Source organism: Phormidium sp. FACHB-592 (assembly GCF_014695795.1).
GTDB lineage: Bacteria > Cyanobacteriota > Cyanobacteriia > Leptolyngbyales > Leptolyngbyaceae > Stenomitos.
The window spans coordinates 182772-194599 of the sequence record NZ_JACJOZ010000032.1; the positions used below are offsets into that span (position 1 = coordinate 182772).

The following is an 11828-nucleotide window of genomic DNA, read 5'->3' on the forward strand; positions in this document are numbered from 1 at the left end:
CTCAATTCTCCTGGCTCTCTATTCGGTAGTCTTTTATGATTCGCCTCTTTCTGGTTCTCTTGAGCGTTCTTCTCTCTAGCCTTCTGGTCTGGTTTCCCTATCCAGCCCTGGCAGTAGAACAGGTTCCCGTGGCAGCTTCAGCAGCAGCGCCAGCAGAAACCGTACCGCCACCAGAAGCAGCTTCGCCTTCACCAGCAGCACCCCAGGTAACAGCGCTAGACCTTTACAAGCAGCTTGATGCGATCGCCGACAAAGCCTTTAAAGCAACCAACGAAGGCGACTTCCGTACGGCTGAGGACTATTGGACGCAAATCATTGAGACACTACCTCAAACAGCGGCTGCCTGGAGTAACCGAGGCAATGCCAAAGTGAGCCAAAACAAATTGCAGAGTGCTCTCGTTGACTATAACAAGGCGATCGATCTGGCACCAGATGCGCCTGATCCGTACCTGAACCGTGGCACCGCACTAGAAGGTTTGGGCAAGTGGGAAGAGGCGATCGCCGACTACAATCGTGTTTTAGAACTCGATCCTAAAGATCCCGCTGCTTTTAACAATCGCGGCAATGCTAAAGCTGGGCTGGGGCAATGGGAAGCCGCCATAGTCGATTACAAACAAGCGACCGAGCTTGTCCGTGATTATGCGTTTGCCAACGCCAACTATGCTCTAGCGCTTTATCAGCTTGGTAAGCAGGATGAAGCTGTTCGCAAAATGCGGAATCTGGTGCGCAAATATCCTCAATTTGCCGATATGCGTGCCGCCCTCACTGCCGCACTTTGGGCGCAGGGAAAACAAGGAGAAGCCGAAAGTCAATGGGTTTCAGCCGTTGGTCTCGACTCGCGCTATAAAGATCTAAATTGGCTCAGAAACGATCGCCGCTGGCCCCCAGAAATGGTGTCTGCAATGGAGAAGTTTTTGAAGCTAAAAGCGTAGATAAAGAAGGCAGGGGAGTTAAGGAGAGTGAAGGGCAAAGGGGGAGGAAGATTAAAGGTGAAAGCTAAACCATCTTCTCTTGCACCCCTTTCCCTCTGCTCTTTCCTCTACACTTGCTTACCCCCTCACTAATTTCTCGATCGCCTCTACGGTCAACTCCTGCACATTGTCATAAACGACCTGTGCGCCTGCTTGCTGGAGTGTAGCAATGTAGGCTTGCTTGTTGACCTCAGTTTTTTGAACATGGGGTGGCAAAACGCCAACGGCAAACCACGGGCGATCGGGCTGGACTTGGCGCACCTTGGCGATCGTGTGCATATCTGCCACTGTATCGCCCACATAGAGTACAGGCGCGGCATCAGAACCATGCAGCAGGCGCACTGTTTGCAGCAACCCAGTCGGATCAGGTTTGCCGGGTGCATCTTCCATGGCTACGAGAACGGGCGATTGCAGTCCCAAGCGTTGCTCCAGAATATAGCGTGCTGATCCGGTCGTGGCACCGCTAAAAAAGCCCCACAAAATGCCTGCCTGAGTCAACTGCTCTAGATAGGCTGGTCGCAGTAGCAGCGGCTCCTGACAGATATAGCCTGTCCAGTGTGTTGGGTCTGTGCCGCGATAACGAGACTGAAAGAAAGCAACCAGTTCGTCATAATCCAGCCTAATTGGGTTCGTGGCTGTAGCTTCTCGCGATCGTCCCTGTGCTTCAAAATAGCGATAGAGCAGCTCCTGCGACGCTTCCCAATCGTTGTTCCAGAGTCCTTCTGCTTTGAGTGCATCAATATCCTCTGGTGACGGACGATAGGCTCCCTGCGTGAAATGTTCGACGGTATCCGCCAACGCACGGCGATACGATCCTCCCACATCACGAATCACGCCATCAATGTCAAAAACGACGATCGCCTCCATATCCATTACGCCTGCCTGCTCTGTTTCTACTCTTAGCACCATACCGAATCATGCTGCCTGCATCTATACCCTACACGTTTGCCCAACTGCGCACTTACGGCTGATTCCAAGGATTATGCTGGTGATTCTTCCGGCAGTAAGATAGAATGCTAAGTTGCAGAGCAAGCGAAATGTTTGGGACAAGCTGGAGGTTGGGTTGTCGAAGTTTATTTTAAAAGTTCTCTGGTTAGATGAGAACGTTGCATTAGCTGTCGATCAGGTTGTAGGCAAGGGCACTAGCCCGCTGACATCTTACTTTTTTTGGCCCCGTAACGACGCGTGGGAACAGCTAAAGACAGAGATGGAAGCGAAGCATTGGATTTCTGAGGTCGATCGCGTTGAGTTGCTTAACCAGGCGACTGAGGTTATCAACTACTGGCAAGAGGAAGGCAAGCGGCGACCCATGGCGGAAGCGCAGGCAAAGTTTCCAGAGGTTACGTTTACAGGTAGCGCTTGAGGAACGGGCGATCGCGTGTTCTATTGCTAGGGCAAGGCGCGGAAAGCCTTTTTACACAAAAAACGAGCAAGCTCTAGGAGCTTGTCAAACGCATAACCGCCCTGACTGGTAGATGATAAAGTTGGGGCGGGTTTTGTGTTTATGTCTTTAGATCGGTGGTAGTTCGGCTCTTGCTATGATTAAGTCGAGCAATGGTAGACCGATGCCGCCTAAAATTATGTACTGAGGCAAATAAAATTTGAGACTTTAGCAATGATTTGCTACGGTTTATTACAGTTGATTACGCATCATTTAACCTATTTTGCGACTTAATATTTTTTCTTAGGCAGGTAGCTTCATGACAATGACCATCACTTCAGACCAAGTAGAGCGGATCGTTTGGAATCAGCATCATGATCCGTTTGAGGTGCTGGGTCCCCATATGGTAGAGAACGATGGTCAGCAAGCCTGGATTGTGAGAGCCTATCAGCCGAATGCTGACGCTGTTTGGGTAGTGCTGCCAGAGCAACGGGCAGAATACCCTATGCAGGCGACTCACCATCCTCACTTCTTTGAGTGCACGATCAAGGGCGTCGAACTTTCTAACTATCAATTTCGCTTGCAAGAAGGTGAGCACGAGCGCTTTATCTACGACCCGTATGCGTTTCGATCGCCCTACCTGACTGATTTCGACGTTCATCTCTTTGCAGAAGGGAACCACCATCGCATCTACGAAAAGATGGGTGCCCACCTGACCGAAATGAACGGTGTTAGCGGTGTCTATTTTGCTGTCTGGGCACCCAATGCCCGTAGTGCGTCTGTGCTGGGTGACTTCAACTCCTGGGATGGTCGCAAGCACCAGATGCGGAAACTGGGTGGCGGCATTTGGGATCTCTTTATTCCTGAAATTGGCGTGGATGCTCGCTACAAGTACGAGATCAAAAACCAGGATGGTCACATTTACGAAAAATCTGACCCCTATGGCTTTCAGCAAGAGGCGCGGCCCAAAACTGCGTCAATCGTCACTAATCTTGAAACCTACACCTGGAATGACGATGACTGGATGGCACAGCGCCGTCATACGGAACCACTAACCCAGCCGATCGCCGTTTACGAGTGTCATCTCGGTTCCTGGCTGCACGCCGCCTCTAGTGAACCTGCTCTGTTACCGAACGGTGAGCCAGAACCCGTTGTGGTCGTTTCTGAACTTAAACCTGGAGCACGGTTTTTGACCTATCGGGAACTCGCTGCCAAACTCATTCCCTACGTGAAGGATCTGGGCTTCACGCATATCGAACTGCTGCCGATTGCCGAACACCCGTTTGACGGTTCCTGGGGTTACCAGGTTGTAGGTCACTACGCCTGCACCTCTCGCTACGGCACCCCGCAAGACTTTATGTACTTTGTGGATCAGTGCCATGCTCAAGGTATTGGTGTCATCGTGGACTGGGTTCCTGGTCATTTCCCTAAAGACGGGCACGGGCTAGCGTTTTTTGACGGCACCCACCTTTACGAACACGCTGATCCTCGCAAGGGGGAACACAAGGAATGGGGCACCCTCGTTTTTAACTACGCCCGTAACGAGGTGCGGAATTATCTCGTCGCCAATGCCCTCTTCTGGTTTGACAAATACCACATTGATGGAATTCGCGTGGATGCTGTTGCATCAATGCTCTACCTCGACTACTGTCGCGAACCAGGTGAATGGCTCGTGAATCAGTATGGTGGCAGAGAAAATATTGAAGCGGCAGATTTTCTTCGCCAGATGAACCACACTGTCTTTAGCTATTTCCCTGGCGTTCTGTCGATCGCAGAAGAATCGACCTCATGGCCTATGGTCTCCTGGCCCACTTACGTTGGTGGTCTGGGCTTCAACCTAAAGTGGAACATGGGCTGGATGCACGACATGCTGGACTACTTCCACATGGATCCGTGGTTCCGTCAGTTTCACCAAAACAACCTCACCTTCAGCATCTGGTATAACCACAGCGAAAACTTCATGCTGGCGCTCTCTCATGATGAGATTGTCCACGGCAAGAGCAATATGCTGGGTAAAATTCCGGGCGATGAATGGCAAAAATTTGCGAACCTGCGCTGCCTGTATGCCTATATGTACACGCACCCTGGTAAGAAAACGCTGTTTATGAGCATGGAGTTTGGGCAGTGGAACGAGTGGAATGTTTGGAGTGATTTAGACTGGCAGGTGCTTCAGTTCGAACCTCACCAAAAGCTCAAGCACTTCTTAGGGGCATTGAACCAGCTTTATCGCAGTGAACCAGCGCTTTATACTCAAGACTTTGGTCAGGATGGCTTTGAGTGGGTTGACTGTAGCGATAACCGCCATAGTGTTGTTTCGTTCATTCGTAGGGCTAAAGATTCGGACGAATTTGTCGTGACCGTATGCAATTTTACGCCTCAACCTCACTCACATTATCGTGTGGGCGTGCCTCAGCAAGGCTTTTACACCGAGCTATTTAACAGCGATTCGCGTGAATATGGCGGCAGTAATATGGGAAATCTTGGCGGGAAGTGGACAGAAGAATGGGCGTACCACAATCAGCCTTATTCGATTGACCTCTGTTTGCCACCGCTGGGGACGTTGGTCTTGAAGATCGATCGTGAAAAAACGGAAAAGGTGTTGAACGCGTTTAACCATCAGTAGCAAAACTTGTCGTCTTTCTGGGTTGGATGCTCTGTCCCGGTGCGAAGCTTTCCTAATAGCGTCGAGACAATGACACAGCGTTTGGCTTTGCCGCCACTTATGGCAGACAGGGTGAGCCTTCCAAGAGACCCATTAACAGTGCCGTCGTGGTCAAATTGTACTCTGCGAACGCCACCTGACTGCTGTAACGTTGTTTCGTCATCCATTTTCACATTGGCGTCGAGGCGGCTCCAGAGGGCTGCCGTTGGCGCGACACTGGCTGGATGGATTGCCCATTGGATTACCCCATCCGGGTTCCGAAAACTAGCTTGCATAGCGATGCGTTTGTGTTTGGCGCGATTCTGAGCGTCGTACATGACTTGCAGCACTCTTTCTTGAGCAGCGTTGAGGCGCTGTAGCTTGACCAACTCTGCCCAACTAGGAGCCATAATGGCAAACAGAGTGCTGCTAACGACAATAGCCACAATCATTTCTAGCAAGGAGAACCCGGCAGCAGGCGGCTGAGAGAACTGCTTGGCGAGAGCAGTCCTATAGTGAGGCTTAATTTTCATCAAGAAGCACCCTGGCGATCGCAAGACAGACCCTGTTTGATCTGTTTCATAGTTCCCAGAGGATTCTTGGGTTTAACAGATTGTGTGACTTGCCGGATAGCCTGTAGCGTGGCATGTAGTCAACTGACAGCGACGTTGGCGATGCAGAGGAGATGGCAATGCAGCAACGCAGGTGGTTACACACCAAGCAACTGAAAAACATGATTCAGGTGCAGCGACGATGGCTGCTTGTCCTTAGAGGATGGTATGCCAAACATTCACTTGCCAAGCTCATCCTGACGCTGGTTGTCTCGGTGATCGTGGTGCGATCACTGCCCTACCTGGCTCCCATTAGGGCTGTGTATTTGGTGCAAGATCAGCAGGCGATTGAGTTTACTGATCGCAATGGGTTGCCGCTGGGCACCGTGCTAACGCGCGACCAGGAGCATACCGTTACTGTGCCGTTGAAGCAGGTGTCGCCTCACTTTATCCAGGCGATCGTGGCAGCAGAGGATCGGCGGTTCTATCAGCATGGGGCGTTGGATGGTTGGGCGATCGGTCGTGCCATGTTGGAAGCGCTTCAAGCCCGTCAAATTGTCAGCGGTGCCTCGACCATTACGATGCAGCTTGCGCGGATGCTAGAACCGTCGCCCCGCACCTTGCCAGAGAAGCTAAAGGAAATCTGGCTCTCCTGGCGCTTAACCGCTGGCATGAGCAAAGACGAAATCCTTCAGGCATATATCAATCGGCTGCCCATGGGCGGCAACATTTACGGCGTAGAAGCGGCAGCACGCATTTATTTCGGCATTCCTGCTAGCGATCTAAACGTTGCTCAAGCCAGCGTCTTAGCGGCAATTCCGAATGATCCAAATCACCTCAACCCCTACGATCACTGGGAGGCGCTAAAACGACGGCAGACGTATGTCCTTGACCGTATGACCCAGGATCGGTATCTCAGCCGTGCAGAAGCGGATCGAGCGTGGCAAGAAGAACTATCGCTACAACGTCGGCAGCAGGGCATTGTCGCAGCACCACACTTTCTGTTTTGGTTAGCTGATCAGCGGTCGACCCATCCTGCTCAGGTACAGACGACGATCGATCTCCCCTTGCAGCAGTTTGCTGAAGCGCAAGTGCAGCAGATGATCCAAGCTTTAGCGCCACATAATGTCCATCATGCCGCAGCTTTGGTGTTAGATAACCGTTCTGGCGATGTGCTGGCGTATGTCGGGTCACCGGACTATTTTGCAGATGCTCAAAAAGGTCGAAACGACGGTGTGCAAGCGCTCCGTCAACCTGGTTCTACGCTCAAACCCTTCCTTTACGAACTAGCGCTGGAGCGACGAGTGATTCGTCCGAATACGATCCTTGCCGATATTCCCACCCGCTATGCCATTCCCGGTGCCCAGCTTTACACGCCCTCAGACTACAGCGAAACCTTTCAAGGACCTGTGCGTGTGCGTGTCGCTTTAGCAAACTCTTTGAATGTGCCAGCCGTACGGGTGTTGGAGAAGGTGAGCGTGCAAGCGTTTCTCGATCGCCTCCATCAGCTTGGCTTTACCCACCTGACTCAAACTGCCGACCACTATGGCTTGGGGCTTGCTCTTGGCGGCGGCGAAGTTAGCCTGTGGGAGCTAGCACGAGCCTATTTGGTCTTGGCAAATCAAGGACAGCCAGTGGCGTTGAGGGGGATGAGAGAGGCAGAAGGCAGGAGGCAGGAGGCAGAAGGCAGAAAGCAAAAGGCAAAAGGCAGAAGGCAGGCTGAACGCAAAACGCAAAACGCAAAACTTCTCATCCCTTATGCTCCATCTTCCATCCCTCATGCTTCATCCTCCACTTGGTCTCTCATCACCGATATGCTGAATGATCCGCACGCTCGTGCTAAAGCGTTTGGGGTTGATTCGCTGTTGAGTCTGCCGTTTCCGGCAGCGGTTAAAACCGGAACCTCGTCTGATTTTCGCGATACGTGGACGATCGGTTTTACCAGAGACTACACCGTGGCGGTCTGGGTTGGTAATTTTGATGGCGCACCGATGCGTCAAGTGTCAGGTATTACGGGTGCGGCTCCGTTGTGGAATCGTATCATGCTGCATTTGCATGAACAGCGAGAACCAAGCGCTTTTCCAGCACCCAGTGGGTTAGTCAAGCGTCCAATCTGTGCGCTGTCGGGTGCGCGTCCTACGCCTGCTTGTCCCTCGGTGGTGCAGGAGTATTTCGAGCCACAGGCTTTGGGTGAGTACGATCGCCAACCCGATCCGTTTTATCAGGCAGTGGCAACTAGCAAGGGGCAGCGCGAGTATCGCTTGAAACTGCCGCCAGAATACAACGAATGGCTGGCAATGCAACCGCTCATACCAACCGCAACCGATGGTTTGAGAATTCTTTCACCTCGTAATGGCGATGTCTTTTTACTAGAACCTGGAGCCACTGACTCTGCTCAGCGACTTCAATTTAAGCTGGCAAGTCCATCAAACCAAACTGTGGAATGGCTGCTGAATGGGCAACCGCTCGCAACTCAAACCCCTGGCTCCATTTTTTGGGTGCCGAAGCCGGGACGTTGGACGTTGCAGGTGAAAACTGGCGACAGGAGCGATCGTGTCAGCTTTGAAGTACAGATGGCAGAAACTCGATCGACCCGCAAGGGTTTTTCTGTTGCCCAGTAAAGAGAGAACGGTTCTCTCAAACTTGTTTGTTAGCCAACACCAATAAGTTGTCGAATCTTTTCTGCTGTTGCAGGTGCCAGCAGGACGCCATTGCGGTAGTGCCCCGTTGCTAGCAGCACGTTGCCATAACCTGAAAGGTGTTCGACGATCGGGGCAGGGCGACCTTCGGGTCGGGGACGCAACCCTGACCAGGCACGGATAATCGCTGCTTCTGAAAAAGCTGGGCAAAGGGCGATCGCCTGCTGCATGACTGCCTCCAGCGCTATTGCATCTGGTGTTGATGCTAGTGTGCCAGTCGGAAACTCTACCGTTGCGCCAATCCAGTAGTCCTCGCCGCTTAGCGGGACGACATGAACATCTTCACCTGTAATCACAGGCTGCGGTTGCAATGTTTTTAGCGGGTACGGTAGCCGCACATGGATTGCTTGCCCCAAGACAGGACGAAGATCAACAGGCTGCTGAAGTGTGGCAGTTAGTGGCGTAGAACCTAAGCCAGCAGCCATCACCAGCCAGTCTGTTGGCAGCGTACCCTTAGTCGTTTGAATCTGCTGACACAGTTGTAAAGCGGTTTCAGAAAGTGAATGAGAGCGATCGCAGCATTCAACGCCCTCAACATTGGTATCAAACTGAAATGTCACGCCCTTTTGTGCGGCGGCAGCTACCAACGCTTGTGTGAGTGCAGTTGGATCAACCTGTCGATCGTCCGGCGAATAAACTGCTGCCGTCACTCGTTCCAAACCAAGTTGGGGATAGTTAGCTGCTAGTTGGGCGCGATCGAGCATCTCTAGCTGAAAACCCTTCGATCGCCGGATTTCTACTAGTTTGTGCCAGCGTTCCAACGGCTCCCCTTCAAAACAAAGGCGCAATAGACCATGTTTGTTAAACAAAATGGTCTGACCAGTGATTGCTTCTAGCGCAGGAATCCAGGCGTTGTAGCGCTCAATGCCTGTTAGCCGCATCCGCAAGTTGTTGCCCTTTGTTTTCTGGCTGATGACCGCCATCAGCACACCGAGCGCTGCCCCCGTTGCCGCTTGAGCAGGCTGCTGACGATCGATCACTGTTACTGCCAGACCTTCAACATCACTGAGTTCATAGGCGATCGCTGCCCCAACTACACCACAGCCGACGATTACAACATTAGTCATGCACTGCAAGGGGAACAGTTTTGAGTCGCTGTCAGTGAAGCAGTGAGCCGTCGCTGCAAGCAATAGGGGAAGCGCTGAGAGCCTACTTCCTCTTTTCGGCTCCTTGCTCCCTAACTCTTAGGCACTAGCTCCAGAAAATCATTGAGACCCGCCACTGTCTTGCTTAGATTGCGAACTGCTACTTTGTAATCCGCTTTCTCGGCGGCGGCATCAAGCGCTACCAGGCTTTGGAAGGTTTCTTTTGCTAGTGCAGCAGCTTTTTCCTGATCATTAGGAAGTAGATTGCGCGAAAGATAGATCATCTTGGTACGCAGTTCTCCCAATGGACCGTGAATGAAGTTACGCACAAAAGTCCAGTTTTCTTTTTGCACCAGATCGGCAAGCTCGGGCAGGCGATCGCGCAGTTCTAAAAGATCCCCTGCATACGTTTGAATTTCCTCTACCTGTGCCGTGGTGTAAGACAGCGGCTTTGTTTCTGTAACGCTGCTACAACTAACCAGCATCGTAGTGAGCAGCATTAAAACAAAAGCGATAACAGATCGATACGTGACCATGACTTAGTTCCGTTTTAACGAGCGTAAAACTACTTACAAGCGAAAAGTTTATCTGGTTTGTGAACGAATGTATATCTCACTTGAGTTTAATGCCTCAGGCTTCGGTCGTGAGCGTCTTCTTAGCCGTTAATAGCTGTCTCGTTGATTGGGTACGCTTGATCCAACTGCAAAAAGGTATGCAGTAGGACGTTTGCACCTTGAGCACATTGTTCCGGTGTTGTGTATTCGTCGATCGAATGACTGATGCCATTCTGGCTAGGGACAAAAATCATGCCCATATCGGTGAAACGTCCAATCTCTTGAGCATCGTGTCCGGCGCGGCTGGGAAGACAAATGTAAGGCAAGGCAAGCTGCTCGGAAACCTGCTTGATCACTTCTTTGATATGGGGAGCCGCAAGAGTAGGCAGGATGTGAAGCGTCTCGCGGAGGGTAAATTCGGTCTGAGTAGCAGCGGCGATCGCGGCAAATTCATCCTTCAAGCGGTTCACCAACAACTCCAGGTGTTCTTGGGACAGATCGCGCAGGTCAATCCGAAAATCGACGGTACCAGGTACCGTGTTTGTCGCATTGGGCGAAACATTGAGATACCCAACCGTCGCTACCTGATCACCAGGAATTTCAACTCCGACTTTGTTCACTGCCAGCACCATCTGAGCCGCAGCCACCAGTGCATCTTTCCGCAGATGCATAGGTGTCGTGCCTGCATGATTCATGCGTCCCATCACGTTGACCGCAAACCGATACTGCCCCACAATGCCATCGACCACCCCGATTGGCACCGCTTGATGCTCCAGCACACCGCCTTGTTCGACATGGAGTTCTACGAAGGCAGCCAGCTCTGAACGGGTGCGTTGAGCCGTAGAAATCTTTGACCAATCTCCCCCAATCCTTTGTAGACATTCCTGAATCGGTGAGCCATCTAACCGCGCGTAATACTCTGGTGGTTCTTTGACCTCGCCCGCCATCGCCTTGCAGCCCAGTACTGAACGCTCTTCATCCGTAAAGACAATGACTTCAAGGGGATGGTTCAGCCGCGTGTTCTGTTCATGTAACACTCGCACCACTTCAATGCCTGCTAAAACACCCAGGCAGCCATCGTAGCGTCCTGCGATCGGCACAGTGTCAATGTGTGAGCCGGTTGCCAATGCTGCTGCCTCTTGGTAGCGTCCTGCATAGCTGCCAATGATGTTACCTGCCGCATCAATCCGAACAGTCATCCCTGCCTCGATCATCCAGGCTTGCACCTGCTGACGCGCTAATAAATCGTCAGCGCTAAAGGCAAGCCGACTCACGCCACCGTCCGGCAGTTTGCCGATTTCTGCCAGTTGCCAGAGCGTATTGTTGAGGCGATCGCCATTGACTGTGAGCTTGGAAAGAACAGGCATCAGCATTCCCTCAGCTTTGATTCTTGGTGGTCTAACTTGTAACAAAGAACGGGCTAACCCTAAACTTAGAACAACCCAGCGGGAGCCAGTAGTTCAAGGTGTACAAATACTTGCTCAAAGTTCCTCCCGCTAAAATCCCTATTGTCACGAATTTAAGAGGCGTCATGACGGAAACGACGGGTGCGAAGCGAGTATTTATTTGTGGATCGGCGCTACGGGGACAACCCGACCACGGCAACCTGCAAGCGGCAACGTTCATTCGAGAAGCCAAGACGCGATCGCAGTATCGCTTACACGCCGCTGCCGATGGCTGGCATCCTGCTATTTACGAAGTTGCTGAGGGTGGCATTTCGATTCCGGGTGAAGTGTATGAACTAACGATCGCCGAGTACGAGCACCTGCTAGCCACCGAACCGCCTCATATGTATCCTGCTGATGTTGTTTTAGAAGATGGCGAGGTGCTGACGGCAATTCTCTACCCGCGTGAACTGGTTGAAAAGTACGGCTGGTTAGACATTTCTGACCTCGGTGGTTGGGCAGCGTATAAAGCCAGCGTTCTCAAGTGAGCCATGCCGCAGC

At 51.9% G+C, this 11828-nt stretch carries 10 protein-coding genes; 5 read left to right on the top strand and 5 right to left on the bottom strand.

Annotated elements, in window-relative coordinates; translation table 11 throughout:
• The first annotated feature begins 35 nt into the window (after window positions 1-35).
• Window positions 36-932 carry a tetratricopeptide repeat protein gene (locus H6F86_RS08035; RefSeq protein WP_190447845.1) on the top strand — a complete coding sequence of 299 codons (897 nt, stop codon included), beginning with the start codon at window positions 36-38 and terminating at the stop codon, window positions 930-932.
• 117 nt (window positions 933-1049) lie between these two features.
• Here H6F86_RS08035 and H6F86_RS08040 read toward each other — a convergent pair whose 3' ends face one another.
• Window positions 1050-1838 (bottom strand): TIGR01548 family HAD-type hydrolase, encoded by a 789-nt coding sequence (locus tag H6F86_RS08040; protein ID WP_190447961.1) that lies wholly within the window; start codon window positions 1836-1838, stop codon window positions 1050-1052.
• A gap of 196 nt (window positions 1839-2034) precedes the next feature.
• Here H6F86_RS08040 and H6F86_RS08045 point away from each other — a divergent pair, with 196 nt between their 5' ends.
• The gene (locus tag H6F86_RS08045) at window positions 2035-2334 is read left to right on the top strand and encodes a 30S ribosomal protein PSRP-3 (RefSeq protein ID WP_190447847.1); all 300 of its coding nucleotides are present in this window, start codon (window positions 2035-2037) and stop codon (window positions 2332-2334) included.
• A 337-nt stretch (window positions 2335-2671) separates the two neighbouring features.
• Complete coding sequence (gene glgB, locus H6F86_RS08050; RefSeq protein WP_190447849.1) at window positions 2672-4975, top strand: 1,4-alpha-glucan branching enzyme; 2304 nt, start codon at window positions 2672-2674, stop codon at window positions 4973-4975.
• Here glgB and H6F86_RS08055 read toward each other — a convergent pair.
• Window positions 4969-5526, bottom strand: coding sequence for a prepilin-type N-terminal cleavage/methylation domain-containing protein (locus tag H6F86_RS08055; protein WP_190447851.1), 558 nt, complete (start codon window positions 5524-5526; stop codon window positions 4969-4971). The genes glgB and H6F86_RS08055 overlap by 7 nt on opposite strands.
• Before the next feature lie 158 nt (window positions 5527-5684).
• Between H6F86_RS08055 and pbpC the strand changes: the two genes are divergently transcribed.
• Entirely contained in the window at window positions 5685-8165 is a 2481-nt protein-coding gene (gene pbpC, locus H6F86_RS08060; protein WP_242033422.1) for a penicillin-binding protein 1C, read from the top strand.
• Between the two features lie 29 nt (window positions 8166-8194).
• Here the strand turns inward: pbpC and H6F86_RS08065 are convergent, their stop codons facing one another.
• The 3 genes from H6F86_RS08065 to H6F86_RS08075 all read right to left on the bottom strand — a co-directional run bounded on the left by H6F86_RS08065 (window position 8195) and on the right by H6F86_RS08075 (window position 11249).
• A complete protein-coding gene (locus H6F86_RS08065) occupies window positions 8195-9310 on the bottom strand; it encodes an FAD-dependent oxidoreductase (RefSeq protein WP_190447854.1) in 1116 nt (371 codons plus the stop codon).
• A 110-nt stretch (window positions 9311-9420) separates the two neighbouring features.
• The gene (gene psbQ / locus H6F86_RS08070; RefSeq protein WP_190447856.1) at window positions 9421-9864 is read right to left on the bottom strand and encodes a photosystem II protein PsbQ; all 444 of its coding nucleotides are present in this window, start codon (window positions 9862-9864) and stop codon (window positions 9421-9423) included.
• A gap of 119 nt (window positions 9865-9983) precedes the next feature.
• Window positions 9984-11249: a Zn-dependent hydrolase gene (locus H6F86_RS08075; protein ID WP_199305149.1), complete on the bottom strand. Its 1266-nt coding sequence runs from the start codon at window positions 11247-11249 to the stop codon at window positions 9984-9986.
• Between the two features lie 164 nt (window positions 11250-11413).
• Between H6F86_RS08075 and H6F86_RS08080 the strand changes: the two genes are divergently transcribed.
• Complete coding sequence (locus H6F86_RS08080) at window positions 11414-11815, top strand: gamma-glutamylcyclotransferase (RefSeq protein ID WP_190447861.1); 402 nt, start codon at window positions 11414-11416, stop codon at window positions 11813-11815.
• Window positions 11816-11828: the final 13 nt, after the last annotated feature.

Coding starts and splice junctions, on each gene's coding strand:
- H6F86_RS08035 (WP_190447845.1), top strand. CDS start 36: ATGATTCGCCTCTTTCTGGTTCTCTTGAGCGTTCTTCTCTCTAGCCTT.
- H6F86_RS08040 (WP_190447961.1), bottom strand. CDS start 1,838: ATGGAGGCGATCGTCGTTTTTGACATTGATGGCGTGATTCGTGATGTG.
- glgB (WP_190447849.1), top strand. CDS start 2,672: ATGACAATGACCATCACTTCAGACCAAGTAGAGCGGATCGTTTGGAAT.
- H6F86_RS08055 (WP_190447851.1), bottom strand. CDS start 5,526: ATGAAAATTAAGCCTCACTATAGGACTGCTCTCGCCAAGCAGTTCTCT.
- pbpC (WP_242033422.1), top strand. CDS start 5,685: ATGCAGCAACGCAGGTGGTTACACACCAAGCAACTGAAAAACATGATT.
- H6F86_RS08065 (WP_190447854.1), bottom strand. CDS start 9,310: ATGACTAATGTTGTAATCGTCGGCTGTGGTGTAGTTGGGGCAGCGATC.
- psbQ (WP_190447856.1), bottom strand. CDS start 9,864: ATGGTCACGTATCGATCTGTTATCGCTTTTGTTTTAATGCTGCTCACT.
- H6F86_RS08075 (WP_199305149.1), bottom strand. CDS start 11,249: ATGCCTGTTCTTTCCAAGCTCACAGTCAATGGCGATCGCCTCAACAAT.
- H6F86_RS08080 (WP_190447861.1), top strand. CDS start 11,414: ATGACGGAAACGACGGGTGCGAAGCGAGTATTTATTTGTGGATCGGCG.